Annotated in this window: 22 protein-coding genes and 1 tRNA gene; 14 read left to right on the forward strand and 9 right to left on the reverse strand. The window is 73.6% G+C overall.

The genetic code is table 11. The annotated features are described in order from the left end of the window. Window positions 1–431 precede the first annotated feature (431 nt). Entirely contained in the window at window positions 432–1,088 is a 657-nt protein-coding gene (locus tag C1I99_RS11930; protein WP_111134301.1) for a 4'-phosphopantetheinyl transferase family protein, read from the reverse strand. Next, a complete protein-coding gene (locus C1I99_RS11935) occupies window positions 1,081–2,238 on the reverse strand; it encodes a DNA glycosylase AlkZ-like family protein (protein WP_111134285.1) in 1,158 nt (385 codons plus the stop codon). Before C1I99_RS11935 ends, C1I99_RS11930 begins: the two co-directional genes overlap by 8 nt. Window positions 2,239–2,380: 142 nt before the next feature. On the opposite strand from C1I99_RS11935, the gene C1I99_RS11940 reads away from it, so the two are divergent. Then, window positions 2,381–2,650, forward strand: coding sequence for a hypothetical protein (locus tag C1I99_RS11940; protein ID WP_111134286.1), 270 nt, complete (start codon window positions 2,381–2,383; stop codon window positions 2,648–2,650). Between the two features lie 67 nt (window positions 2,651–2,717). Here C1I99_RS11940 and C1I99_RS11945 read toward each other — a convergent pair whose 3' ends face one another. Both C1I99_RS11945 and C1I99_RS11950 read right to left on the reverse strand, forming a co-directional pair. Continuing rightward, window positions 2,718–3,371 (reverse strand): HNH endonuclease family protein, encoded by a 654-nt coding sequence (locus C1I99_RS11945; protein WP_111134302.1) that lies wholly within the window; start codon window positions 3,369–3,371, stop codon window positions 2,718–2,720. Between the two features lie 439 nt (window positions 3,372–3,810). Next, window positions 3,811–5,511, reverse strand: coding sequence for a dolichyl-phosphate-mannose--protein mannosyltransferase (locus C1I99_RS11950; RefSeq protein ID WP_111134287.1), 1,701 nt, complete (start codon window positions 5,509–5,511; stop codon window positions 3,811–3,813). Between the two features lie 65 nt (window positions 5,512–5,576). Here C1I99_RS11950 and rsmI point away from each other — a divergent pair, with 65 nt between their 5' ends. Then, a complete protein-coding gene (gene rsmI, locus C1I99_RS11955) occupies window positions 5,577–6,443 on the forward strand; it encodes a 16S rRNA (cytidine(1402)-2'-O)-methyltransferase (RefSeq protein ID WP_438941405.1) in 867 nt (288 codons plus the stop codon). Between the two features lie 135 nt (window positions 6,444–6,578). Here the strand turns inward: rsmI and C1I99_RS11960 are convergent, their stop codons facing one another. Beyond that, on the reverse strand, window positions 6,579–7,481 hold the full coding sequence (locus C1I99_RS11960) for a hypothetical protein (RefSeq protein ID WP_233512473.1): 903 nt from the start codon (window positions 7,479–7,481) through the stop codon (window positions 6,579–6,581). 149 nt (window positions 7,482–7,630) lie between these two features. Between C1I99_RS11960 and metG the strand changes: the two genes are divergently transcribed. Beyond that, a complete protein-coding gene (gene metG / locus C1I99_RS11965) occupies window positions 7,631–9,433 on the forward strand; it encodes a methionine--tRNA ligase (protein WP_111134288.1) in 1,803 nt (600 codons plus the stop codon). A 66-nt stretch (window positions 9,434–9,499) separates the two neighbouring features. Here metG and C1I99_RS11970 read toward each other — a convergent pair whose 3' ends face one another. Beyond that, entirely contained in the window at window positions 9,500–10,351 is an 852-nt protein-coding gene (locus C1I99_RS11970) for an alpha/beta fold hydrolase (protein ID WP_111134289.1), read from the reverse strand. Window positions 10,352–10,445: 94 nt separating this feature from the next. Further along, entirely contained in the window at window positions 10,446–11,693 is a 1,248-nt protein-coding gene (locus C1I99_RS11975) for a hypothetical protein (protein ID WP_111134290.1), read from the reverse strand. 145 nt (window positions 11,694–11,838) lie between these two features. On the opposite strand from C1I99_RS11975, the gene C1I99_RS11980 reads away from it, so the two are divergent. The 6 genes from C1I99_RS11980 to C1I99_RS12010 all read left to right on the forward strand — a co-directional run bounded on the left by C1I99_RS11980 (window position 11,839) and on the right by C1I99_RS12010 (window position 17,962). Further along, a complete protein-coding gene (locus C1I99_RS11980; protein ID WP_111134305.1) occupies window positions 11,839–12,726 on the forward strand; it encodes a TatD family hydrolase in 888 nt (295 codons plus the stop codon). Between the two features lie 43 nt (window positions 12,727–12,769). Further along, entirely contained in the window at window positions 12,770–13,639 is an 870-nt protein-coding gene (gene rsmA / locus C1I99_RS11985; protein WP_111134291.1) for a 16S rRNA (adenine(1518)-N(6)/adenine(1519)-N(6))-dimethyltransferase RsmA, read from the forward strand. Window positions 13,640–13,786: 147 nt separating this feature from the next. Next, window positions 13,787–14,743, forward strand: a complete 957-nt coding sequence (locus C1I99_RS11995) for a 4-(cytidine 5'-diphospho)-2-C-methyl-D-erythritol kinase (protein WP_111134292.1) — start codon at window positions 13,787–13,789, stop codon at window positions 14,741–14,743. A gap of 81 nt (window positions 14,744–14,824) precedes the next feature. Beyond that, entirely contained in the window at window positions 14,825–16,630 is a 1,806-nt protein-coding gene (locus C1I99_RS12000; protein WP_111134293.1) for an ABC-F family ATP-binding cassette domain-containing protein, read from the forward strand. 113 nt (window positions 16,631–16,743) lie between these two features. Further along, window positions 16,744–17,199: a DUF4383 domain-containing protein gene (locus C1I99_RS12005; RefSeq protein ID WP_111134294.1), complete on the forward strand. Its 456-nt coding sequence runs from the start codon at window positions 16,744–16,746 to the stop codon at window positions 17,197–17,199. A gap of 286 nt (window positions 17,200–17,485) precedes the next feature. Beyond that, on the forward strand, window positions 17,486–17,962 hold the full coding sequence (locus C1I99_RS12010; RefSeq protein ID WP_111134295.1) for a DUF4383 domain-containing protein: 477 nt from the start codon (window positions 17,486–17,488) through the stop codon (window positions 17,960–17,962). A gap of 2 nt (window positions 17,963–17,964) precedes the next feature. Here C1I99_RS12010 and C1I99_RS12015 read toward each other — a convergent pair whose 3' ends face one another. Both C1I99_RS12015 and C1I99_RS12020 read right to left on the reverse strand, forming a co-directional pair. Further along, complete coding sequence (locus C1I99_RS12015; protein ID WP_111134306.1) at window positions 17,965–18,654, reverse strand: TetR/AcrR family transcriptional regulator; 690 nt, start codon at window positions 18,652–18,654, stop codon at window positions 17,965–17,967. A 227-nt stretch (window positions 18,655–18,881) separates the two neighbouring features. Continuing rightward, a complete protein-coding gene (locus C1I99_RS12020; RefSeq protein ID WP_111134296.1) occupies window positions 18,882–19,835 on the reverse strand; it encodes an acyl-CoA desaturase in 954 nt (317 codons plus the stop codon). A gap of 135 nt (window positions 19,836–19,970) precedes the next feature. Between C1I99_RS12020 and C1I99_RS12025 the strand changes: the two genes are divergently transcribed. The 5 genes from C1I99_RS12025 to C1I99_RS12045 all read left to right on the forward strand — a co-directional run bounded on the left by C1I99_RS12025 (window position 19,971) and on the right by C1I99_RS12045 (window position 24,636). Further along, a complete protein-coding gene (locus C1I99_RS12025; protein WP_111134297.1) occupies window positions 19,971–20,810 on the forward strand; it encodes a helix-turn-helix domain-containing protein in 840 nt (279 codons plus the stop codon). Between the two features lie 24 nt (window positions 20,811–20,834). Continuing rightward, a tRNA-Gln gene (locus C1I99_RS12030) sits at window positions 20,835–20,906 on the forward strand. A gap of 103 nt (window positions 20,907–21,009) precedes the next feature. Next, complete coding sequence (gene glmU / locus C1I99_RS12035) at window positions 21,010–22,545, forward strand: bifunctional UDP-N-acetylglucosamine diphosphorylase/glucosamine-1-phosphate N-acetyltransferase GlmU (protein WP_111134298.1); 1,536 nt, start codon at window positions 21,010–21,012, stop codon at window positions 22,543–22,545. A gap of 57 nt (window positions 22,546–22,602) precedes the next feature. Then, a complete protein-coding gene (locus C1I99_RS12040) occupies window positions 22,603–23,583 on the forward strand; it encodes a ribose-phosphate diphosphokinase (RefSeq protein ID WP_111134299.1) in 981 nt (326 codons plus the stop codon). Window positions 23,584–23,931: 348 nt separating this feature from the next. Further along, window positions 23,932–24,636, forward strand: a complete 705-nt coding sequence (locus tag C1I99_RS12045; protein WP_111134300.1) for a 50S ribosomal protein L25/general stress protein Ctc — start codon at window positions 23,932–23,934, stop codon at window positions 24,634–24,636. Window positions 24,637–24,742 lie beyond the last annotated feature (106 nt).

The raw sequence follows: 24,742 nt of genomic DNA on the forward strand, positions 1-24,742 counted from the left end.
GCGCGGCACTGGAGAACGGCTGCTGCGGGACGGGCGGCAGCGGGGCCCACGGGTCACCGGCGGGCTGCGGGGCGCTGGGCGGCGGGTATCCGCCAGCGGGGAACGGCGGCATCGGGGGGTACGGCTGAGGCTGCTGCTCCGGGCTCGACTGGTTAGGGTCCTGCGGCCCGTATGGGGGCTGGGGGTGATTCACCGTACTCCTCGCACCGACGACGATGGCAAACGCGGCTGACGCTACCGGGCGCGCACAACCGGAGATCATTCCGTGTTCCAGCCCGGAGCGTGGTCCCCCGTCCGGCCCCGACAAGGACCACAACGGCCCGGACAAGGACCACAACGGCCCCGACAAGCCCCACAACGGCCGGGCATGCGCCACGACGGGCCGGGAACGGTCGACGCCGGGCGGGGCGCGCATCCGGCCCGGGCGGCAGTCAGCGGGATGTCAGCACCGCCGCGGTCCGAACCAGGTCGGCGTCCACGGTGAACCGGCCGGTGACCAGGGGCGGCGGATCGGCCACCGGGGCGGCGTCGAGCCGGGCCCGGGCGATGCGGGCGGTGAACGTGCCGGCGTCGGGGTCGAGCTCCACCAGCGCGTCGTGGAAGTCCAGCCAGGTGCCGACCACCGGGTGCCAGACCTTGTAGACGGTCTCCTTCGCGCTGAACAGCACCGCCGGCCAGGAGATGCCGGCGGGCAGCCGGGCGCACCGGTCCTCCTCCTCGGGCAGGCAGACCAGCCGGCGTACCCCCGGGTTGAGCTCCTTGTGCCGTTCGGCGTCCATGCCGACCGACCGGAACTCGGCGGCCCGCGCCGCCGCGGCCGCGCAGTAGCCCCGGGTGTGGGTGATGGTGCCGACCAGGCCGGCCGGCCAGACCGGCGACCGGTCGGCGGCTGCGGGCACCGCGACCGGCGGCATACCGAGTGCACCCATCGCCCGGCGGGCGCAGACCCGGCCCGCGGTGAAGTCGCGGCGCCGGCTCTCCACCGCCCGCTCGCCGAGGCAGGCGAGTTCGGCGGCCAGCAGCTCCCCGGCCCAGTCCGCCGGTTCGGCCACCGCCACGGCGACCGCCGGTGGCAGCAGGTCACGCATCGTCGCCACCGGCGGGGAGGGTGCCGCCACCGGCGGGGAGGCTGTCCGCGCCGCCGGAGAGGTACGCCCGCAGCCGCGCCCGCTCGGCGTCGAGCGGCTCCGCCGGCACCGGCCCCGACTCCGGCCAGAGGTCGACCACCGGCTCGCCGTCCCGGGCCTCCCAGGTGCCCACCACCCGGCCGCGGTGCACCACCACCGGGGAGATCCACCCGGCGGCCCGGCTGACCGCGGCGCGCCGGGCGGTGGGGATGATCGTGGTGTCCTTCGTGCCGGGCCCGAGCACCCACTGGTCGAACGCGGGCAGTAGACGGACCACGTCGTCGGGGCGGGCCTCGGCGAGCCCGTCGAGGTCGGCGGCGCGGGCGTAGGCCGGCCGGTCGTCGACCGTGACCGGGGCCAGCTCACCCGCCTCCACCAGCCGGGTGAACCAGCCGCGCAGCGCGGCCCGTTTGGAGCCGCCCCGGCTGAGCCACTGGTCGAAGGTCTCCGCGCTCGCCGGCCCGTAGGCGCCCAGCCAGGCGGGCACCACCCGGGCCGCCGCCTCGTCGGGGTCGGGCAGGCCGGGCCAGTCGGGCAGGAGAGTGTCCGGGCGGGTGAAGGTGACCCGGTTGCCCTCGTTGGGGCCGTGCACCAGCAGGCCCTGCCAGGCCAGCGGCTTGAGCACCGCGCCCCAGCCGGATGCCAGGTGGTCGGCGAGGTCCCGGTCGCCGGTCCGGTCGACGATCTCCGCGCTGAGCTGCTCCCGGGTCAGCATCCGGCCGTTTAGCGCGGCCGCTGCCGCCTCGGCGATCGCCGACATCCGGGCGACCGTCACGAAGGCGCGCTGCCACGAGCCCTTCTCCCAAAACCGCCCGGCGGCCAGCAGCGCCAGGCAGGCCGGCGCGTCCTCGACGCGCAGCAGGTGCAGGGTGCCGCGCATCGCCCAGGTCTTCACCAGTCGCCGGTCGGCCAGCGCGGCGGCGAGCGCGCCGGGCCGGGGGTCGGCCTGGCGGGCGGCGACGGCCTGCTCGGCGGCGGAGGCGACCTGTGCCTGCACCGCGACCAGGCGGCCGACCACGTCGACCGAGGTCATGCCCGCCGGACGGTGCAGCAGGTGGCGGCCCGTCCGCCAGGCCAGCACCTGGTCCGCGGTCAGCTTCACGACAGCCATGGTTGGTGAACGTACCGCAACGACGTAACGCCGGAGCGCTCCGTGACGCTGCTTGGGACGTCGCCGTGGTGGTCGACGATCGTCCATGGTCGGCCGCGGTCGGCCCGTTGCGGGCTGGTGCGGGGATCGGAGAGGGAGTGCGATGACCGGTGGTGCGGAATCCTCGGTGTTCCGGGCGGGTGAACACGCCCCGGTGACGCCGGGCTGGACCTGCGGCACCTGCGGCGCGGAGTGGCCGTGCGGGCCGAAGCGCCGCCAGTTGCTGGCGGAGTACCACGTGGACCGCGCCATGCTCAGCGTCTACCTGGGTTCCTGCCTCGCCGCCGCCACGCAGGACCTGCACGCCCCGCCGGGAACCTGCCTCCAGGAGCGGTTCATCGGCTGGCTGCCCCGCGGCCGGGCGACCACCTGAGCGGTCACCGGGCGGGGCGGACGGCGCGTACTCGCTCCCACTCCGTCCGCCCCGGCCCCGGTCGCGCTCAGTATGCGTGCGTCACCGTGATGGTGACGTTCGAGCAGGAGTTGGCCCGGCTCGTCAGGGCGCTCTTCTCGGCGCTGTCGACGGTCAACCGCCAGCGGGTCTTCACCGCCGCCCACTCGGCGACGTAGCGGCACTTCTCGTAGGTGGGCAGCCAGGTCGCCGGGTCCTGGTCGCCCTTGGCCTGGTTGACGTTGTCGGTCACCGCCACCAGCGACCGGGCGTCGCCCAGGTCGTTGGCGAACGCCCGACGCCGGGAGGTGGTCCAGTCGCGGGCGCCGGAGTCCCACGCCTCGGCCAGCGCCACCACGTGGTCGATGTCGAGGTCGGACGGGTTGGTCCAGGAGGCGCCGTCGTAGTAGGAGTACCAGCGCCCGCCGGAGAGGTAGCAGCCGGAGCCGACCGAGGGCGTGGTGGTGGCCTCGGCGATCAGCACCTCGTAGCGGGTGTTGCAGCCGTCGGAGTCGGCGTCGATCCAGTGCGGGAAGAGGTCCCGGGAGTAGCCGGTGCGGACCTCGGTGGCCACCGGCAGGTCGGCGACGAGGGTACGCAGCGGCACCGAGACGGTGGCGGCGCGGGCCGGCGCGGCCAGCCCGAGGGTGGTGGCGGTGACGGCGGCCAGCAGGCTGCTGATCCAGCGGAGGGTGCGGGTCATCGCGGACTCCATCCGGTCGAGGGGGGTCGGCCGACAGTGCAGTCGGTCCGGGTGCCGGCCGACCCGACGCCGGGTGACTCGGAAGCGAAGTCGGTCGATACGTGGGAAGAACTTAGCCGGCGGCGGTCCCCCCGGCGCTCGCCGGGCCGCCGCCGACTCGCACGGTCCACAGGTGATGACGGACCGTCAACTCCCGGTGCTGACCGATGTGTCCCACGGCGCATCCGTCGGGAATCTGACCCAAGTTGACCCGTTGTGCCGGTGGTGCGGGCTGGTTAAGCTCTCCATGCGCGCCCCAATCGCCCGCTTCCCCCGTGGCAGGCGATCGGGGCGCGCATCTACGTCAACGGGCCCGCACGCCACCGCGTGCGGGCCCGTTCTTCGTGCTCAGGGGGCCGGCCGGGCCGGGGGCGGCGCCACCGGCATCGCCCACCGCCGGTCAGATCCAGCGGCCGTCCAGCCACATCCGCGCCGACCAGTCGGCGTACGGGATCACCTTGCCCACGAAGATCGGATAGAAGTACCCGAAGCAGAGCGCGACCAGCAGCACGTACGCGCCCGCGATCACGCCACCCACGAGCCGGCGGTCGTGGCCGTTGTCCACCGGGTCGACGGCGGCGGCCCCGGCCGGCGCGGCCGGCGTGACGATCGCCCCGAGCACGTAGACCACCGCCAGCACGAGGAACGGCAGGGCCGGCGCGGCGTAGAAGGAGAACATCGTCCGCCCGTCGAGGGCGAACCAGAACCAGGGCAGCAGGCCGGCGGCCACGCAGAGCAGGATCGCCCCGGCCCGCCAGTCCCGCCGGGCCAGCCCCAGCCAGGCCAGCGCCGCGAGTGCCGGCAGGAACGACCACCAGAGCAGGGGAGTGCCGAGCAGCAGGATCTCCGAGGCGCAACTCGGTGCACCGCAGGCGCCCTCCCCGGACCAGTGGAAGGCCACCGGGCGGCCCAGCAGCAGCCATTGCCACGGCCACGACTGGTATTTGTGCGGGTCGTCCAGGCCGGTGTGGAAGCTGAACGCGGCCTTGTGGTACTGGAACAGGTTGTTCAGCGCCCCGATGACGGGGGTGTCGCTCAGCGGGTGGCCCGGGTACCGCTCGGCGAGCCGGTAGTAGCCGTCGTCGCCGAGCAGCCAGCCGGACCAGGTGGCCAGGTAGGTCAGCACCATCAGCACCCCGGCCAGCACCAGCCAGGGCAGTTCGTCGAGCAGGGTGTCGCGCCACGGCCGGCGCCCCCCGGCGGAGCGGCGTACGCCCACCTCCCAGAGCAGCACCAGCAGCGCGAACGCCGGCAGGAAGTAGAGCGCGCTCCACTTCACCGCGCAGGCGCAGCCGAGCAGCACGCCCGCCGCGAGCCGCCACCACGGCCAGTCCCGCCAGCCGCCGGCCGGCCGGCCGGCCCGCCCGGGCCGGCCCGGATCCAGCCCGGCCTCCAGCGCCCGGGCCCACCGGCGGCGCCGGGCGTCCCGGTCGAGCACCAGGGCGCCGAACGCGGCCAGCACGAAGAAGAGCAGGAAGATGTCCAACAGCGCGGCGCGGGACAGCACCAGGTGGAAACCGTCCAGCGCGAGCAGCAGGCCGGCGGCGCAGCCGAGTATGGTCGACCGGAACAGTCGCCGCCCGATCCGGACCAGCAGCAGTACCGACAGGGTGCCGACGAGCGCCGCGGAGAATCGCCAGCCGAATTCGGGGGCCGTGGTGACCAGGTGGCCGGGGACGGAGATGCCGTGCTCGGCGTCGGAGTAGCCGAACGCCCACTCGCCGAGCCCGATGAGCCACTTGCCCAGCGGCGGGTGCACCACGTACGACGGGCCGCCGTCCTTGTAGTTCCACTCGACGCCCTTGTCGATCAGCCCCCAGCCGTCCCGGGCGTAGTAGATCTCGTCGAAGATCTTGCCCGGCGGGTGGCTCAGGCCGACGAACCGCAGGATCGCCGCGACCGCGACGACCACCCCGGTGGCCAGCCAGGAACGCCCGTCCAGCCGGGCCTCGACGGTGGCCAGCCGGCGCCGGACGATGCCGGGCACGCCATCCTCGGCCGCCCCCGGATCCCGGGGCGGCCCCGCCGTGCCGTCGCCGGCCCGTTCCTCGTGCTCCGACTCCGCCTGGCCGGCGCTGTGCGCTGTCGACGCCTGGGTCACCTGGCGATCGTAGGCTGCGAAGGTGCGCGGTGGCGCCCGTCGGGCCGATGCCGGTACCGCTGTCGATGAAGGAGTGGCCAACCGTGGGTGAAATGTCCGATATTGGGCGCCTGGTCCTGCTCGGCGCTCCGCTCGGCAACCCCGCCGACGCCTCCGCCCGCTTCCGCGAGGTGCTCGCCACCGCCGACGTGGTGGCCGCCGAGGACACCCGCCGGCTCACCCGGCTGGCCCGGGACCTCGACGTCACCGTGCCCGGCCGGATCGTCTCCTACTTCGAGGGCAACGAGGAGCGGCGCACCCCCGAACTGGTCGAGGTGCTGGCCGCCGGCTACCTGGTCGCCCTGGTCACCGACGGCGGCATGCCGAGCGTCTCCGACCCGGGCTACCGGCTGGTCCGGGCCGCCGTGGACGCCGGCGTGCCGGTCACCGCCGCCCCGGGCCCGAGCGCGGTCACCACCGCGCTGGCCCTGTCCGGCCTGCCGGTCGACCGGTTCTGCTTCGAGGGCTTCCTGCCGCGTACCCCCGGCGCCCGCCGCGCCCGGCTGCGGGCGCTGGCCGCGGAGGAGCGGACCCTGGTCTTCTTCGAGGCGCCGCACCGGATCACCGGCGCCCTCGCCGACCTGGCCGCCGCGTTCGGCGCCGACCGGCCGGCCGCGCTCTGCCGGGAGCTGACCAAGACGTACGAGGAGGTGCTCCGCCGCCCGCTCGGCGAACTGGCCGACTGGGCCGCCGGGGGAGAGCCGCGCGGGGAGATCACCGTGGTGGTGGCGGGTGCCCCGGCGGCCGCCCCGGAGCGCCCCGACGACGACACGCTGCGCGCCGCGGTGGCCGCGCGGGAGGCGGCCGGGCTGTCCCGCCGGGACGCGGTCACCGAGGTGGCCACGGAGTACGGCCTGCGCCGCCGCGACGTCTACACCGTCGTGCACGCCTGAACCCCCGGCGGGGCGGCGCCCACCGCACCGGAGCCGGGCCTGCCCTGTGCGCCGGCGTTCGTCGGCGTGACCGACCTGCCGGCCGCCCGCCGGGGTCGCCTTCTCCAGCGCCGCCTGCCGGCCCTACCGGCGGGGTCACCAGGCGGCGACGAGGAACCCGACGGTGATCAGCAGCGGGCCGGCGAGGGCGGCGGCGACCGCCCAGCGGCGGGCCCGCCGGCCGGTGAGCCGGGTGGCCCCGGTCCACCGGGCGATACCCGCGGCGCAGCCCGCCACCGCCAGCAGGCCGAGCAGCCACCGCAGGTGCGCGGCGAAGCCGGTGTCCGCGTACGCCGTGCCGCCGTCCGGGCCGGTCATCCGGGCTGGCAGCGCCGTGCCCGGCGCCCTGCGGTCGCCCGGGACCCCGCTGACCCGCACGCCGTGGGCGACGTACCGCTCCCCGGCGGCGGTGAAGGTGCCCCGGCACCGCTGGCTGAGCCCGCCCCCGGTGCAGTCGCCGATCACCACCGTGCCCGGCGTGGCGTGCCCCACCGCCAGCCAGAGCGGGGCGGCGCTGACCCAGGCGAAGAAGGCCGCCACTAGGCTCAGCGCGACCAGGGCGGCCAGCCCGGGCAGTGGGTCGGGTGGGTGGACGGCGCGCCGGGCCGCCCGGCGCCCACCCTCCTGGGCGGCCCGGTCCCGCTCCGGCGGTTCCGGCCCGATCGGCGTGCCGTCCCAGTGCACCTGCTCGATCGGCGGCCAGTACGTGCCGTCCTCGCCGTCCGCCGTACCTTCGCCGGAGCGACGCCCGCGGTGCCGGACCGGGACCCGGCGCGGCACGGCGTCGACCGGCGCTCCGGTGGTGGGTTCCACCTCGACGGCGGGCTCGGTGGGCGGTGCCGGCTCCGGGGGCGCGGCGGCCGGGACGGCCCGGGGATGCGGCGCGACCGGGCTGCCACGCGGCGGCCCGACCGCGTCGCGCCGGCCGCCCCCGCCGGGCGGCCCGGCGGGACGCCCGTCGCGGTCCCGGGCCGCTCGTCTGCCAGTCACGGGGTTCATTGGACACCGGCAATCCGGGCCGGCCGGGCAGCTCAGCCCGCGTGTCGGCGACAAATCGGACTAATAGTCGGCCTGGCTCGGCCGGAACGCAGAGCCGCCACCCCCATTGATTCGCGGCCGCCCCGGGCGGGTCACTAGGCTTGCTGGCCATGAGTCACGTTCTCGCCGCGGTTGCCTGGCCCTACGCCAACGGCCCGCGCCACATCGGCCACGTCTCCGGTTTCGGCGTTCCCTCCGACGTCTTCAGCCGGTACATGCGGATGGCCGGCCACGACGTACTCATGGTCTCCGGCACCGACGAGCACGGCACCCCGATCCAGGTGCAGGCCGACGCCGACGGGGTCACCCCGCGCGAGCTGGCCGACCGGTACAACCGGGTGATCGTCGAGGACCTGCACGGCCTCGGGCTCTCCTACGACCTGTTCACCCGCACCACCACCCGCAACCACTACGCCGTGGTGCAGGAGCTGTTCGAGGGGATGTACCGCAACGGCTACATCGTCCCGAAGACCACCATGGGGGCGATCTCCCCGTCCACCGGCCGGACGCTGCCCGACCGCTACATCGAGGGCACCTGCCCGATCTGCGGCTACGACAGCGCCCGCGGCGACCAGTGCGACAACTGCGGCAACCAGCTCGACCCGATCGATCTGATCAACCCGAGGTCCCGGATCAACGGGGAGACCCCGCGGTTCGTCGAGACCGAGCACTTCTTCCTGGACCTGCCCGCCCTGGCCGACGTGCTGCGGCAGTGGCTGGACACCCGGGAGGGATGGCGGCCGAACGTGCTGCGCTTCTCGCGGAACCTGCTCGACGACCTACAGCCCCGGGCCATCACCCGTGACCTGGAGTGGGGGGTGCCGATCCCCTTGGACGGCTGGCGGGACCGCCCGGACAAGCGCATCTACGTCTGGTTCGACGCGGTGATCGGCTACCTGTCGGCGTCGATCGAGTGGGCCCGCCGCTCCGGCGACCCGGAGGCGTGGCAGAAGTGGTGGTCCGCCGACGGCGCCGGCAAGGACGCCCGCGCGTACTACTTCATGGGCAAGGACAACATCGTCTTCCACTCGGTGATCTGGCCGGCCCTGCTCGCCGGCTACTCCGGCGGGGGCCGCCGGGACGGCGAGCCGGGCCAGCTGGGCCGGCTCAACCTGCCCACCGAGGTGGTCTCCAGCGAGTACCTGACCATGGAGGGGCGCAAGTTCTCCTCGTCCCGCCGCGTGGTCATCTACGTCCGCGACTTCCTGGCGCGCTACGACGCCGACGCGCTGCGCTACTTCATCGCCGCCGCCGGCCCGGAGACCAACGACACCGACTTCACCTGGGCCGAGTTCCTCCGCCGCAACAACGACGAGCTGGTGGCCGGCTGGGGCAACCTGGTCAACCGGTCCATCTCGATGGCCGCGAAGAACTTCGGCGCCGTCCCGCCGGTCGACCCGGCCGGCCTCACCGAGGCCGACGAGGCCCTGCTCGCCACTGCCCGGGCCGGCTTCGCCACGGTCGGCGACCTGATCGCCCGGCACCGGCAGAAGCAGGCCATCGGCGAGGCGATGAAGGTGGTCGCGGAGGCCAACAAGTACCTGTCCGAGCAGGCGCCGTGGAAGCTCAAGGGCGAGGCCGACAAGCCCCGGATGGGCACCATCCTGCACGTCGCCCTCCAGGTGGTCAGCGACGCCAACACCCTGCTCACGCCGTTCCTGCCGCACTCCGCGCAGAAGATCCACGAGCTGCTCGGCGGCACCGGCGTGCACGCCCCGATGCCGGTCATCGAGGAGGTCGCCGACCTCGACGGCGGGCCGGCGTACCCGGTGCTGACCGGGGACTACTCGGTCGGGGCGCGCTGGGAGTCGGTACCGCTGGAGGCGGGCCGGCCGCTGGCCGCGCCGAAGCCGGTCTTCCGCAAGCTCGACCCGTCGATCGTCGACGAGGAGCTCGCCCGGCTGGCCGGCTGAGCCCGGCAGTACGCGTCGTGGCCTGCGGGACACCCCGCAGGCCACGAGCGTCTCCCGTGCCGGACGTCAGGTCCGGGCCATCGCGGGTGTGCCGATGAACTCCATGATCGCCTTGTTGACCTCGGCGGCGTTGGTCCAGGGGATGCCGTGCGGGGCGCCCTTCAAGGTGATCAACTGGCTGCCGGGCAGCATCGGTTGCAGCCGCTGCGCGGTCTTGGCGTACGGCAACACGGCGTCCTTGTCGCCGTGCACGATCAGCACCGGGACGTCGATGTTGGGCAGGTCGCCCCGGAAGTCCGTCTGCCAGGCGTCCACGCAGTCGTGGGTGCCCTTCGCCGACGCCCGCGCGCCGATCTCCCAGTGCGCCCGGAACGCCTCCTCGCTGACCAGCTTGCCCTTGTTCTCGTCGTAGTTGAAGAAGCTGGTGCAGAACTGGGTGAGGTAGGCGAACCGGTCGTTGAGGATCGCCTGCTGGAAGCCGTCGAAGAGGCTCTTCTCCACCCCCTCGGGATTGTCCGGGGCCTTCAACAGGAACGGCGCGAGCGGGGCCAGCAGCACCGCCCGGCTCACCCGGTCAGAGCCGTACGCGCCCAGGTAGCGGGTCACCTCGCCGGTACCCATCGAGTGGCCGACCAGGATCGCGTCGCGCAGGTCCAGCTCGGTCATGAGCACGTCCAGGTCGGCCGCGAACGTGTTGTAGTCGTACCCGAACGTCGGTTGGGCCGAGTTGCCGAAACCGCGCCGGTCGTACGTGATCGTCCGGTATCCGGCGGCCAGCAGCTGTCCGGTCTGCTTCTCCCAGGTCGCCCCGTTGAACGGGAAACCGTGGATCAGCACGATCGGCTGGCCGGAGCCGTGATCCTCGTAGTACAGCTCGATCGGTGCGGAGTTCTCCGTTCCGACGGTGATGAATGGCATGGGATCTCCTGGTCGTGGGATGTCGGGCGCCCCGCGCATTCCCACGCCGACCACCGATATGCCGGCCGTCCGACCCCGACGGACCTGCCGCCGCTCAGAGCCGGTACGGGTGGTCCACCACCTGGTCGTCGGTAACCTCCGGGCCGGGCGCCCACGTCTCGTAGACGCCCCGTTCCTGGCACTGCGCCCCGGTGGTGGCCACCGCGTCCGGGTCGGGCCGGCGCAGCCGCAGCCGCAGCCACCCGGCCTCCTCCCGCAGCACCAGGCAGGGCACCCCGCGCCAGTGCGCGAACCGTACCCGGCGAGCCGCCGACTCGACCGGGTAGCGGGCGGCCCGGGTCATCGCCAGCACCCGGAACCCACCGGGCAGATCCGCCACCGCCTCGTACTCGCCGCCGGCGTACCCGCCGACGAGCTGGGTGGAGCGGGGCACCTCACCGGTCGGCACGTACTCCTGGTCCGGGGCGAGGCCCGGCACCGCGGCCAGCAGGTGCCGCCACTGCGGGCCGACCATCCGCAGCCAGCCGCGCTGCTCGGGCTGATACGTGTAGAGCACCACCTCCACCCCCTCCGACGGGTAGGCGAGCAGGGTGGCGTTGGCCGGCATCGGCAGGTCGGCGAAGTCGCGGGTGACGAACTCGGGGACGAGCTGGCTGCTGCTCGGCACGAAACCGGTGCCCAGCACCGCCGGGCCGAGCCGGTCCCGGGGCGCCAGCGCCGCCAGCCCCTGGTGCGCCCCGCCGACCGGCACGTCGTAGTCGGCCGGGTCGGCGGCCCGCCAGCGCAGCGCGTACGTGACGTCGCCGCCGTCCCCGGAGACCGCGTCGTCGGTACGCAGCACAGTCGTCGCCGCCGGGGTGCGCAGGTGCGCGACGTCGTACTCGCGGTAGCAGAAGCCGTGCGGCAGCCACCCCCGCACGTACCCGGCGAGCTGCCGGGCGGAGAGCACCTTGGTCATCCGGGTGCCGCGCCGGATCACCGCCGAGCGGCGCACCGCGGTCACCGTCGGGTCGCCCGCCGCGCCCGGCTGCTGGCTGAGCTGATGCACCTGCGCCCAGCCCCGCTCCCGGTGCAGCGGCACCAGCAGCGGCGCCTCCGGCTCCTCGGCCCCCTCCGCCGTCCCGTACACGGCGGTGACCTCGGTGACATGCACGAACCGGCGCCACGGCAGCGCCGTACCGGGCCGGGGGGCCCACTCGAAGCCGGGCGCCTCGTCCGCGCTGAACAACTCGTACGCCGCGCCCCGGGCGATCTCCTCGGCCGGATACACCGCGCCCCGGTACGCCACGCGCAACCCGGTCCGCTCTCCGGTGGCGCCGCTGGCCTGAGGCGTGACGTTCACGTCGTCACCTCGATCCGCTCGCGGTTCGCTCGCCCACGCCGCGACCGTAGAGTCGCTCCGCGTAGTCGAGGTGAACACCGGGTGGCGGGCGGGTGGACACCGCCGGTGTGTGATCCTTTGGTTGATGACCGAGCCGACCGAACAGATGACCGAGCCGACCGGGTCCCGCCGGCAGCGCGCCGCCCGCCGCGCCGGCGAGTTCCCGCCGCTACCGGAGCCGCTGCCCAGCCCCGTGCTGGACAGCCACACCCACCTCGACATCACGGTCAGCGAGGCCGGTGTCCCCGGTGGCGGCCCCGCCGACGATCCCGTCGCCGCGGCCGTCGCGGTGGCCGCCGGGGTCGGCGTCGACCGGCTGGTCCAGGTCGGAGTGGACGTCGGCTCGTCCCGGTGGAGTGCGGACACCGCCGACCGGTACCCGGCGGTGCTGGCGACGGTGGCGCTGCACCCGAACGAGGCGCCCCGGCTGGCCGACCTGGACGAGGCGCTGCGCGAGATCGAGGCGCTGGCCGCCCGGGACCGCGTCCGCGGCATCGGCGAGACCGGGATGGACTTCTTCCGCACCGGCGACGAGGGGCGCGCCGCGCAGGAGGAGAGCTTCCGGGCGCACATCGCCATCGCCAAGCGGTACGGCAAGGCGCTGGTCATCCACGACCGGGAGGCGCACGCCGAGGTGCTGCGCATCCTCGACGACGAGGGCGCCCCGGACACCGTGGTGCTGCACTGCTTCTCCGGCGACGCCGAGTTCGCCGCCGAGTGCGCCCGGCGGGGATACCTGCTCAGCTTCGCCGGCACGGTCACCTTCGCCAGCGCCGGGGCGCTGCGCGAGGCCGCCGCGCTCACCCCGATCGACCAGATCCTGGTGGAGACCGACGCGCCGTACCTGACCCCGATGCCGCATCGGGGCCGGCCGAACGCGTCGTACCTGATCCCGCTGACCGTGCGGTCGTTGGCCGCCACCACCGGTGCCGACCTGGACCAGCTCTGTGCCGCCGTCTCCGCCACCGGCGACCGGGTCTTCGGCCCGTGGTGAGCGGCGTGCAGGCCGGCCCGGGCAGCGCCGCTACGCTGCCAGCATGACCGGTCTCCTCGGCCCGGCGGAGATCCGGGACCTCGCCGCCCGGCTGGGTGTCGCGCCCACCAAGAAGCTGGGCCAGAACTTCGTGCACGACCCGAACACGGTGCGCCGGATCGTCACCGCCGCCGGGCTCGGCCCCGACGACGTGGCGCTGGAGGTCGGGCCCGGGCTCGGCTCGCTCACCCTGGCCCTGCTCCCGGCCGCCGCACACGTGCACGCCGTGGAGATCGACCCGGTGCTGGCCGGCGCGCTGCCCGACACCGCCGCCCGGCACGCCGGCCCGGACGCCGCCCGGCTCACCGTGCACCGCGCCGACGCGCTGCGCGTCGGCGCCGCCGAGCTGGCCGACCCGGCACCCACCGCGCTGGTGGCGAACCTGCCCTACAACGTGGCCGTGCCGGTGGTGCTGCACCTGCTCGCCGAGCTGCCCAGCCTGCGGCACGGCCTGGTGATGGTGCAGAAGGAGGTCGCCGACCGGCTCGTCGCCGGTCCCGGCTCCAAGGTGTACGGCATCCCCTCGGTCAAGCTCGCCTGGTACGCCCGCGCCCGGGCCGCCGGCCGGGTGCCGCCGAACGTCTTCTGGCCGGTGCCGAACGTCGACTCCGGGCTGGTCGCCTTCACCCGCCGGGAACCGCCCCGCCCCGACGTGACCCGGGAACGGGTCTTCGCCGTGGTGGACGCCGCGTTCGCGCAGCGCCGCAAGACCCTGCGCGCCGCCCTCGCCGGCTGGGCCGGCGGCGCCGACCGGGCGGCAGCGGCGCTCACCGCCGCCGGAGTCGACCCCGGCGCGCGGGGCGAATCACTCTCCGTGGAGCAGTTCGCCGACGTCGCCGCGTCGGCTCCGACCGCCGCACCCGCCGGGCAGTAGGCTGGCGCCGTACCCCGCCGGGGCCCCACCGCACGTGTACGCGTACGACCTGGTCGACGACCGGTACGAGCCGGTTGCCGACGCCGCCGAGGAGCTGATCGTGGAGAAGCCGTTCGACATCCCCCTGCGGCTGCGGGACATCGCCCAGTGACCGAGGCCTGGCGACCGGACGGCGAGGACGAGCAGCAGCGGCGCGGGGCCAGCGGCCCGGTGAAGGTCCGGGTGCCCGCCAAGGTCAACCTGCACCTCGGGGTGGGCCCGCTGCGCCGTGACGGCTACCACGAGCTGAACACCGTCTACCACGCCATCTCCATCCACGACGAGCTGACCGCCCGCCGGGGCGACACGCTCACCCTCACCATGGAGGGTGAGGGCGCCGGCGAGCTGGCCCTGGATGACTCCAACCTGGTCATCCGGGCCGCCCACGCCCTCGCCGGCTACGCCGGCGTGCTCCCGCACGCCCGGCTGCACCTGCGCAAGCAGATCCCGCTCGCCGGCGGGCTGGCCGGCGGCAGCGCCGACGCCGCCGCGGCGCTGGTCGCCTGCGACGCGCTCTGGGGCACCGGGCTGTCCCGTGACGAACTGGCCGGCATCGCCGCCGACCTCGGCTCCGACGTGCCCTTCCTGATCCACGGCGGCACCGCGCTCGGCACCGGCCGGGGCGAGGCGGTCAGCCCGGTGCTGGCCCGCCCCACCTCCTGGCACTGGGTGGTAGCGATCGCCGACGGCGGTCTCTCCACCCCGGCCGCCTACCGCGAACTCGACCGGCTCCGCGCGGCCGGCGCGGCGACCGCACCGCTGGGCAGCACCGACGGCCTGCTCGCCGCGCTGCGCCAGCGGGACCCGCGGGTGCTCGCCGCCGCCCTCGGCAACGACCTGCAGGACGCCGCGCTCGCCATGCGCCCGTCGCTGACGGCCACCCTGAAGGCCGGCGAGGCGGCCGGCGCGCTGGCCGGCATCGTCTCCGGCTCCGGCCCCACCTGCGTCTTCCTCGCCGTCGACGACGCCGACGCCGGGCGGATCGCCGCCGAGCTGGAGGCGGTCAGGGTGTGCCGGCAGGCCCGGGTCGCCCACGGCCCGGTCGCCGGTGCCCGGATCGTCTGACCGCACCCGCGTACCCTGGAAGGCCAGGCGTCCCCAGGTGCCCGACGGCACCGGGACGCCTTGATCGTGAAAGGTGGGGGAGTGGCCAACATCGTCAACCTGGACCGGGTGTCCAAGGGCTACGGCGCCGCCGGGCCGCTGCTCACCGACGTCTCGCTCGGCCTCGACGACGCCGACCGCATCGGCGTGGTCGGCCTCAACGGCGCCGGCAAGTCCACCCTGCTGCGGCTGCTCACCCGCGGCGAGGAGCCGGACGGGGGCCGGGTCACCCACCGCCGGGACCTGCGGGTCGCCTGGCTGCCGCAGAGCCTCACGCTCAGCCCCGACGCCACCGTCCGGGACGTGGTGCTCGGCACCGAGTGGCTCGACGAGAGCATGGGGGCCGAGCACGAGTGGGCCGGCGACGCCGGGGTGCGCGCCATCCTCGACGGCCTCGGTATGCCCCACCTCGGCCTCGACCAGCCGGTCGGCCCGATGTCCGGCGGCGAGCGGCGGCGCGTGGCCCTGGCTGCGCTGCTGGTCCGCGACTCCGACCTGCTCGTCCTCGACGAGCCCACCAACCACCTCGACGTCGGCGGCGTCGACTGGCTGGCCCGGCACCTGGTCCGCCGCAAGGGCGCCCTCGTCGTGGTCACCCACGACCGGTGGTTCCTCGACGCCGTCTGCACCACCACCTGGGAGGTCGCCGACCAGACCGTCCGGGCGTACGAGGGCGGCTTCGCCGCCTGGATCCTGGCCCGCGCCGAGCGGGAACGCGTCGCCGCGGCCACCGAGGCCCGCCGGCAGAACCTGCTCCGCAAGGAGGTCGCCTGGCTGCGCCGCGGCCCCCCCGCCCGCACCTCCAAGCCGAAGTTCCGGATCGACGCCGCCAACGCGCTCATCGCCGACGTTCCACCGCCACGCGACACCACGTCGCTGCAACGGCTGGCCACCGCCCGGCTCGGCAAGCAGGTGTACGACCTCGAGCAGGTCACCCTGCACGCCGGCCCGAAGACCATCCTCGACGACGTCACCTGGCAGGTCGGCCCCGGCGAGCGGATCGCCATCCTCGGCGCCAACGGGACCGGCAAGACCACCCTGCTGCGGATGCTCGCCGGTGTCACCCGCCCCGACCAGGGTCGCTTCGCCACCGGCTCGACCGTGCGGCCGGCGTTCCTGTCCCAGGAACTCGCCGAGCTCCCCGGCCACCTGCGGGTCCTGGAGGCGGTCGAGGAGGTCGCCCGCCGGGTGCAACTGGGCGACCGGGAGGTGTCCGCCGCCCAGCTCGCCGAGGTCTTCGGCTTCGACGACCGGCGGCTCTGGACCCCGGTCAGCGACCTCTCCGGTGGCGAGCGGCGCCGGCTGCAGATGCTCCGGCTGCTGGCCGGGGAACCCAACGTGCTCCTCTTCGACGAGCCCACCAACGACCTGGACACCGACACCCTCGCCGCGCTGGAGGACCTGCTCGACTCCTGGCCCGGCACGGTGATCGTGGCCAGCCACGACCGCTACCTCATCGAGCGGGTCACCGAATCGGCGTACGGGCTGTTCGGCGACGGCCGGCTGGTGCACCTGCCCGGCGGGGTCGACGAGTACCTCGCCCGCGCCGCCGACCGACCCGGCCCCGCCCAGGCCGAGGTGACCGCGCCCGCCACGGCGCCCGTCCCGGCCACCACCGGCATGTCCGCCGCCGAGGCGCGCCAGGCCCGCAAGGAACTGGCCCGCCTGGAACGGCAGATCGGCAAGCTGGAGCAGCGTGAGGCCGCCCTGCTCGACCAGCTCGCCGCGCACGCCACCGACTACGCCCGGGTCGCCGAACTCGACGCCCAGCTCAAGGAGCTGCGGGCCGAGCGGGAGCAGACCGAGGAGGCCTGGCTGGCGCTCGCCGAGGAGATCCCCGCGAGCTGACCGTCCCGGCGGGTACGGCCCGGCGGGCGCGGGCACCCGTGTGCGGCGTCACACCCGGACGTGCGGGAGAATCCTCGGCGACCCCTCACCCGAACGGCGTTGGAGACTCAGACATGGCCCACACCCCCGTGAACCACCCCGCGCGGCCGATCTACCGGGCGATCGGCGGGCTGACCGGTCTGTACCTGGTGGCCTTCGGCGTGCTCGGCGTCATCGCGAGTGCCGGCAACGAGGTCCTCGCCCAGGACGACACCCAGGTCCTCGGGCAGAGCACGAACCTCGGCCTCTCGCTGCTCAGCGCCCTGCTCGGGGCGGCCGTCCTGGCCGGCACCGCGATCGGGCGCAACGTCGACGTGGCGATCAACCAGTGGCTGGCGTACGCGCTCATGGTGATCAGCCTCGCCGGGCTCGCGCTCATCCGGACGGACGCCAACATCTTCAACTTCAGCGTCGCCACGGTCATCGTGCTGATGGTGGTCAGCCTCGTCCTGCTGGTGGTCGGCATGTACGGCAAGGTCGGCACCGACGAGGAGAAGGAGGCCTGGCAGAAGGCTCGGCTGGTGCTCTGAGGCTGCGGGTTGCCGCCGGAGCCGGACCTGCTCCACGGGCGGTCCGGCTCGACCCCTGGGCAGGCCGGGCTCCGGCGACAACCTCTCCTGGTCCCGCTCCGCTCCGCGCCGGCCCGGCCTCGCTGGCCGGCGGGGGTGGAAGTCCGCGATCTGGCCGGGCTCCCGCCGTACCGCACCGCGGGTTCTGGCCGGTCCGGGCGAGCCGGGCTACGCCGGTTTAACGGACATGGGCGCTTCGTCTGGGTGACAATCACCGCGAACGGTGTCACTCGGACGGAGGATGGCGATGGCGCACTTTCCGCTGAACCACCCGGCGCGGCCGATCTACCGGGTCCTCGCCGGGGTCGTGGGGCTCTACATCCTGGTCTTCGGTGTCTGGGGCGTCGCGCTCACCTGGGGGGACCCGCTTTTTGAGCGGGATGGCGACTGGGCCCTCGGCCTCCGCACGAACCTGGCGTTCGCCCTGGTCTCCCTCGTCTTCGGCGCCTTCCTGCTGGTCGGAGCGTCCCGCCGGGGAAACCTCGGGCACTACATGAACCTGACCGCCGGGGTCGTCTTCCTGGTCACCAGCCTCCTGATGATGTCCGTGCTGCAGACCGAGGCGAACTTCCTCAACTTCTCGATGTCGACCGTCATCGTGTCGATGGTCTTCGGCCTGATCCTGCTCGGCACCGGCCTCTACGACAAGGTCGGCCCGCCGGAACACGAGGAGGCCGAGCGGCAGCGCCGCAACCACCCGATGTCCGAGGTCCACCCGCGCTGAGGTCAGCGCCCCCGGACGGTGATCAGGCCCGGCTTGGACTCCAGATGAGACAGCCCGTTCCAGGCCAGGTTGACCAGGTGCGCCGCCACCGTCTCCTTGCGCGGCTTGCGGACCTCCAACCACCAGCGGCCGGTCAACGCCACCATGCCCACGAGCGCCTGCGAGTAGAGCTCGGCCAGCTTCGGGTCGTACCCTCGGCTCTTGAACTCGGCGCCCAGGATGTGCTCGACCTGGTGCGCCACGTCATTCATCACGCTGCTGAAGTTGCCGGTCGCCGACATCAGCGGCGACTCCCGGACCAGCACCCGGAACCCGCTGGTCTCCTCCTCGATGTAGCCCAGCAGGGCCATCGCCGCCTGCTCCAGCAGCTCGCGCGGGTGACCGGCGGTCAACGCCGTGGTGATCCGGTCCAGCAGGGCCCGGACCTCCCGGTCCACCACCACCGCGTAGAGCCCCTCCTTGCCACCGAAGTGCTCGTAGACCACCGGCTTGGAGACCTTGGCCCGGGCCGCCACCTCCTCGATGGAGGTGGCGTCGAACCCGCGCTCGGCGAAGATCTGCCGGGCGATCGAGATCAGTTGCTCGCGCCGCTGGGCCGCCGACATGCGTACCCGGGACGTGGGCTTCGCCGCGGGAGCGGGCACCGCCCGCCGGCGGCCGGCCGTGCCGCTGCTGCCGGGGACCTCTGCCATCTCGTCACCTCGCCGGCGCTCGGTGACGCCCTGCCGTGGGATGGTGCCTCCGTCGTGCATGTTCACGTCGTCGCCTCACTGGCGGCCCGTCGGATGGCGCTGCCGCGCCGTCCGACCGTACCCGTGTCCGGCCCGGCAGCCGCGTCGCCGTGCCGCCCGGCGTCTCCCCCGCTCTGCTCGGTCACCCGGGCAATACTGCCAGGTAACCCCCGGCACCACTGCCCGGTCTACCGCTCCGCCGCCGGCGTCACCAGTTTCGCCGCGATCCGCTCGGGCTTCGGCCAGCGCACCGCCCACGCCGCGCCGAACTTCTCGAACAGCCAGATCACCCGGGCCGAGATGTCCACCTGACCTCGCAGTACGCCGTGCCGCGCGCTGGTCGGGTCGGCGTGGTGCAGGTTGTGCCAGCTCTCCCCGAACGACAGGATCGCCAGCGGCCAGAAGTTGGCCGCCCGGTCGCCCTGGCGCATCGCGAACGGCCGCTCGCCGTAGACGTGGCAGACCGAGTTGATCGACCAGGTCACGTGGTGCAGCAGCGCGATGCGGACCAGGCCGCCCCAGAAGAGCGCGGTCAGCGCGCCCTGCCAGGACCAGGTCAGCAGGCCGCCCATCAGCGCCGGGCCGAGCACCGAGGTCACCACCAGCAGCGGGAAGAGCCGGCCCACCCGGTTGATGTCGCGGTCGGCGAGCAGGTCCGGGGCGAACCGCTGCCGGTTGGACAGCTCGCGACCGAAGAGCCAGCCGACGTGCGCGTGGAACAGACCCTTCGTCAGGCCGAGGACGCTCTCGCCGAACCGCCACGGCGAGTGCGGGTCACCCTCCAGGTCCGAGAAGGCGTGGTGGCGCCGGTGGTCGGCCACCCACTGGATGATGTCGCCCTGCACCGCGAACGAGCCCGAGACCCCCAGCGCGATCCGCAGCCACCGCTTCGCCTTGAACGAGCCGTGGGTGAAGTACCGGTGGTAGCCGACCGTGACGCCGAGGCCGGAGACCACGTACCAGACGCCGGCGACGGCCAGGTCGGTCCAGCTGAGCCAGCCGCCCCAGGCCACCGGCACGGCGGCGATCAGGGCCAGGAAGGGGATCACCACGAACGCCCAGAGGGCGATCAGGATGCCGCGGGACTGGGTGCCCTGGGTGAGTGGCTTGGGACCGGCGGGTTCGAGCAGAGCGGTCGACATGGCACCTCGCAGAGGGACGGGGAAGATCACGAAGTTACGCCTACGTCACCGTAACTTAGGCTGGGGTGGATCGCATGGGGCAGTACCCGGAATGAATGCGTGAGAACGTCGTACGGGCGTTTTAATCTGCCGATCGTGACCGATCCGCTCGCCGCCGAGGTGCGCCGGCTGCGCACCGTCGAGCAACTCTCCGTGCGCGAGATCCGGGCCCGCACCGGCCTCGGCCGCAACCGGGTGTACGAGTTGCTGCGCGGCGTCCCGCCGCCGGAGCGGTCGCGCCGCCCCACCGCGAAGGACGACCTGCGCGCCGAGGCGGTCGCGCTGCGCGCCGACGGGCTGTCCGTGCCCGAGATCGCGGCGCGGCTCGGCGTCGCCAGGTCGACGGCCTATCTCTGGGTCCGGCACCTGCCGCTCGATGCCGACGATGCCGAGCGCCGGCGGGCCCACGCGAGGCTGATGATCGAGGCCCGGTGGGCCGCCCACCGGGAAGCCCGCGACGCCGCGCAGGCAGCGGAGCGGGCGCGGGCGGCAGCGCTGGTGGGTCGGCTCGACGAGCGCGACGTCCTCCTGCTCGGCGCGGCGATCTACTGGTGCGAGGGGACCAAGTCGAAGCCCTGGCGCCGTGACGACCACTTGCAGTTCATCAACAGTGATCCCGGGCTGCTCGCACTCTTCCTGCGTTTCCTTCAGGCCTGCGGGGTCGATCGCGCGGTGCCGACCTACCGGGTCAGCATCCATGAGACCGCCGACCCGGGGGCTGCGGAGAGGTGGTGGGCTGCGAGGCTCGGGCTACCGATCCATCGCTTCCGACGCGCCACATTGAAGAAACACAAGCCGGGTACCGTTCGTCGCAACGTCGACGCCGACTATCGTGGCTGTCTGGTGATCAATGTTCCGCGCAGCCGCGAGCTCTACTGGCGGATCGAGGGTATGATCGCCGAGCTGTTCCAGATCGCAGGCGCGGACCTGAACTAGCGGGTCGTCGGTCTTGACATTCGGTGGGGTGTGGGGTAATGGCAACCCGCAGGCCTTTGGAGCCTTGAGCTCCTGGTTCGAATCCAGGCACCCCAGCTCAAACCGGATTTATGTCATTCGCTGTGGCCCTGCCAACGGCGGCTCGTCCTGTGGTTAGCATGGCCGCGAGACTGTCCGCCGTCCCGACGGGAGCCGCGTCGTGTCCCAGCCCCACCTCCGCACCGTTGTCGTGCTCGCCGCCGGTGAGGGCAAGCGGATGAAGTCGGCCTTGCCCAAGGTGCTGCACCCGCTGCTCGGTCGGACGCTCCTCGGTCACGTGCTGACCGCGGCCGCGCCGCTGGCCGCGGACCGTGCGGTGGTCGTGGTGGGGCACGGCGCCGATCAGGTCCGCGCGCACCTGGCCGAGATCGCTCCCGGGGCCACCCCGGTGCTCCAGGCCGAGCAGCTCGGCACCGGGCACGCGGTGCGGATCGCGCTGGAGGCCGTGCCGGACGCGACCGGCACCGTGGTCGTGCTCAACGGTGACGTGCCGCTGCTCCGGCCGGAGACGGTGGCCGCGCTGGTGGAGGCGCACGAGGGTCAGGGTGCGGCGGCGACCGTGCTTGCCGCCGAGGTGCCGGATCCGACCGGTCTGGGGCGGATCGTCCGGGGCGCCGGGGGCCGGCTGGAGCAGATTGTGGAGGAGCGCGACGCCACCCCGGCCCAGCGGGCGGTCCGGGAGATCAACGCGGGGATCTACGCGTTCGACGCGGCTCGGCTGCGCGACGCGCTCGGCAAGCTCTCCACCGACAACGACCAGGGCGAGGAGTACCTCACCGACGTGTTCGGCCTGCTGGTGTCGGCCGGCGAGCCGGTGGCGGTGCACCTGGCGGCGGACCACGTCGAGACGCTGGGCTGCAACGACCGGGTCGAGCTGGCCGCGCTGCGCCGGCTGCTGCGGGACCGGGTCAACGAGCGCTGGATGCGCACCGGGGTCAGCCTGCTGGATCCGGAGACCACCTGGATCGACGTGACCGTCGCGCTCGACCGGGACGCGGTGATCGACCAGAACACCCAGCTGTGCGGTGGCACGGTGGTGGGCACCGGCGCGGTGGTCGGGCCGGACGTCACGCTGATCGACACGGTGGTCGGCCCGGGCGCGACCGTGTTGCGGAGTCACGCGGTGGGCGCCGAGGTGGGTCCGGGTGCCAGCGTCGGCCCGTACGCGTACCTGCGTCCGGCCGCCCGGCTGGCCGAGAAGGCCAAGGTCGGCACGTTCGTCGAGGTGAAGAACTCGGAGCTGGGCGCGGGCGCGAAGGTGCCGCACCTGTCCTACGTGGGCGACGCGACGATCGGCGCGAAGGCCAACATCGGCGCGGCGACGATCTTCGTGAACTACGATGGGGTGGCCAAGCACCGCACCACGGTGGGCGAGGCGGCCTTCATCGGGTGCGACACCAGCCTGATCGCGCCGGTCGAGGTCGGCGCCGGGGCGTACGTGGCGGCGGGGAGCGCGATCAGCCAGGACGTGCCGCCGGGCGCCCTGGGGGTGACCCGGGCGCCGCAGCGCAGCATCGAGGGTTGGGTGGCCCGCAAGCGGGCCGGCACGGTCTCCGCCGAGGCGGCCGAGCGGGCCCGGCGGGGCGCCGAGGGTGCGTCGGTGTCGGGCGGAACGGCAAGTGACAGTGAGGCAATCCACGGGGATGCCGAGGCGGTGGGTCCGGCGTCGGCCGCGGGAGATACTGCAACCGAATAGTCCCCGGCCCACCACCACCGTGCCGGGTATCACCGACCAACGGGAGCAGACGGGCCCATGGGCAGCATCGTCGCCGAAAACCGCAAAAGCCTGATGCTCTTCTCCGGACGTGGCTTTCCGGAGTTGGCCAAGGAGATCGGCGAGGTGCTCGGCGTCGCGCCGACGCCGGCCGACGCGTACGAGTTCGCCAACGGTGAGATCTTCGTACGCTTCAAGGACTCGGTGCGTGGTTCGGACGCCTTCGTGGTGCAGTCCGTGACGCACGGGGTCAACACCTGGGTCATGGAGACCCTGATCATGATCGACGCGCTGAAGCGCGGCTCGGCCAAGCGGATCACCGTGGTCCTGCCGTTCTACCCGTACTCCCGACAGGACAAGAAGCACCGGGGCCGGGAGCCGATCTCGGCGCGGCTGATCGCCGACCTGCTCAAGACGGCCGGGGCGAACCGGATCCTCACCGTCGACCTGCACACCGCGCAGATCCAGGGCTTCTTCGACGGCCCGGTGGACCACCTCTTCGCGATGGACATCCTCGCCGAGTACGTGGAGCACCGGTACGCGGGCCGGCCGATGACCGTGGTCGCGCCGGACTCCGGCCGGGTGCGGGTGGCCGAGCGGTGGACCGACCGGCTGGGTGGTTGCCCGCTGGCGTTCATCCACAAGACCCGGGACCCGTCGAAGCCGAACCAGGTGGTGGCGAACCGGGTGGTCGGTGACGTCGAGGGCCGGGTCTGCCTGGTGGTCGACGACATGATCGACACCGGCGGCACGATCTGCCGGGCGGCGGACATCCTCAAGGAGTCCGGGGCGGCGGACGTGATCGTCGCGGCCACCCACGCGCTGCTGTCGGATCCGGCGACCGAGCGGCTGAAGAACAGCTCGATCAGCGAGGTCGTGGTGACCAACACGCTGCCGCTGCCGCCGGAGAAGCAGCTCGACAAGCTCACCGTGCTGTCGATCGCGCCGCTGCTGGCCCGGGCGATCCGCGAGGTGTTCGACGACGGCTCGGTGACCACGCTCTTCGGCGGGCTGAGCTGACCGCCGGGCCCGGCTCCGGCATCCGCCCGGAGCCGGGTCCACCCTCCGGCGGCCGGTGGCGGACGGGTCGCCGGGGGCGCCCGGGCCGGGCCCGCGCGGCTGTCCGTGTCGGCCTGCGGGCGGGCCGGAACGGTGATATGGGGACTGCCGGAAACCCCGGAATCCGCTCGGGTAGACTGGTGCGGTTGCCACGGCGAGGGTGCCCGGCGGGCCGCTGACTAGCGCCGCACGGAGGCACCGTCATCGACGCGGTGCTCCGGGCAGTCATGACGCATGAGCCCCAGCGAGCCCCTCGCCCCAGCACCGCCAGACGACAAGCCGCCGCAGCGAAGCATCAGGAGTTTCCCCGTGTCCGAGGTAAAGATCAGCGCCGAGCCCCGTACCGAGTTCGGCAAGGGTGGTGCCCGTCGTACCCGCCGGGCCGGCAAGGTGCCCGCCGTGCTGTACGGCCACGGCGAGAAGCCCAAGCACATCGCGCTGCCGGCCCGTGAGTTCGCGGCCGCGATCCGCAAGGGCGGCGCCAACCAGCTCTTCGCGATCGAGGTGAGCGACGGCACCCAGGTGCTGGCGCTGCCGAAGGCGATCCAGCGGGACCCGATCAGGGACACCTTCGAGCACGTCGACCTGCTGCTGGTGCGCCGCGGCGAGAAGGTCACCGTCGACGTCCCGGTCCAGCTGACCGGTGAGGCCGCGACGGACACCCTGATCGTGCACGACCACGACAGCCTTTCGGTGACCGCCGACGCCACCAAGGTGCCGGACCACCTGGAGGCGTCGATCGAGGGCGCGGTGGCGGGCGTCCAGATCACCGCCGCCGACGTCGAGCTGCCGTCCGGTGTCGAGCTGGCCACCGACCCGGAGCTGCCGGTCGCCACGGTGACCGCCGCGCCGACCGCCGAGCAGCTCGAGGCCACCCTCCCCGAGGTCGAGGAGGCCGCCGAGGAGGCCGAGGCCGAGGTCGGCGAGGTCACCGAGTCCTCCGAGGGCGCCGAGAGCGCCCCGGCGCCGGCCGCCGAGGGCGAGGAGAGCGCGCAGGCGAAGGCCGAGGCCTGATCGGTTCGCGTCGTTGCGACAGGCGTCCCCGGGTGGTTGGGGGCGCCTGTCGGCGTATCGGCGCCCGGACGGGTGGGTGACGGGAAGCAGCGGGAGGGGCTGGGTG

The sequence above is a fragment of the Micromonospora deserti genome, from assembly GCF_003236335.1.
GTDB classification, from domain to species: Bacteria; Actinomycetota; Actinomycetes; order Mycobacteriales; family Micromonosporaceae; genus Micromonospora; species Micromonospora deserti.

What these genes read in the sequence shown, in the direction of transcription:
- C1I99_RS11930 (WP_111134301.1), bottom strand. Translation starts at nt 1,088, where the DNA reads ATGCGTGACCTGCTGCCACCGGCGGTCGCCGTGGCGGTGGCCGAACCG.
- C1I99_RS11935 (WP_111134285.1), bottom strand. Translation starts at nt 2,238, where the DNA reads ATGGCTGTCGTGAAGCTGACCGCGGACCAGGTGCTGGCCTGGCGGACG.
- C1I99_RS11940 (WP_111134286.1), top strand. Translation starts at nt 2,381, where the DNA reads ATGACCGGTGGTGCGGAATCCTCGGTGTTCCGGGCGGGTGAACACGCC.
- C1I99_RS11945 (WP_111134302.1), bottom strand. Translation starts at nt 3,371, where the DNA reads ATGACCCGCACCCTCCGCTGGATCAGCAGCCTGCTGGCCGCCGTCACC.
- rsmI (WP_438941405.1), top strand. Translation starts at nt 5,577, where the DNA reads ATGAAGGAGTGGCCAACCGTGGGTGAAATGTCCGATATTGGGCGCCTG.
- C1I99_RS11960 (WP_233512473.1), bottom strand. Translation starts at nt 7,481, where the DNA reads ATGAACCCCGTGACTGGCAGACGAGCGGCCCGGGACCGCGACGGGCGT.
- metG (WP_111134288.1), top strand. Translation starts at nt 7,631, where the DNA reads ATGAGTCACGTTCTCGCCGCGGTTGCCTGGCCCTACGCCAACGGCCCG.
- C1I99_RS11970 (WP_111134289.1), bottom strand. Translation starts at nt 10,351, where the DNA reads ATGCCATTCATCACCGTCGGAACGGAGAACTCCGCACCGATCGAGCTG.
- C1I99_RS11980 (WP_111134305.1), top strand. Translation starts at nt 11,839, where the DNA reads ATGACCGAGCCGACCGGGTCCCGCCGGCAGCGCGCCGCCCGCCGCGCC.
- rsmA (WP_111134291.1), top strand. Translation starts at nt 12,770, where the DNA reads ATGACCGGTCTCCTCGGCCCGGCGGAGATCCGGGACCTCGCCGCCCGG.
- C1I99_RS12005 (WP_111134294.1), top strand. Translation starts at nt 16,744, where the DNA reads ATGGCCCACACCCCCGTGAACCACCCCGCGCGGCCGATCTACCGGGCG.
- C1I99_RS12010 (WP_111134295.1), top strand. Translation starts at nt 17,486, where the DNA reads ATGGCGCACTTTCCGCTGAACCACCCGGCGCGGCCGATCTACCGGGTC.
- C1I99_RS12015 (WP_111134306.1), bottom strand. Translation starts at nt 18,654, where the DNA reads ATGGCAGAGGTCCCCGGCAGCAGCGGCACGGCCGGCCGCCGGCGGGCG.
- C1I99_RS12020 (WP_111134296.1), bottom strand. Translation starts at nt 19,835, where the DNA reads ATGTCGACCGCTCTGCTCGAACCCGCCGGTCCCAAGCCACTCACCCAG.
- C1I99_RS12040 (WP_111134299.1), top strand. Translation starts at nt 22,603, where the DNA reads ATGGGCAGCATCGTCGCCGAAAACCGCAAAAGCCTGATGCTCTTCTCC.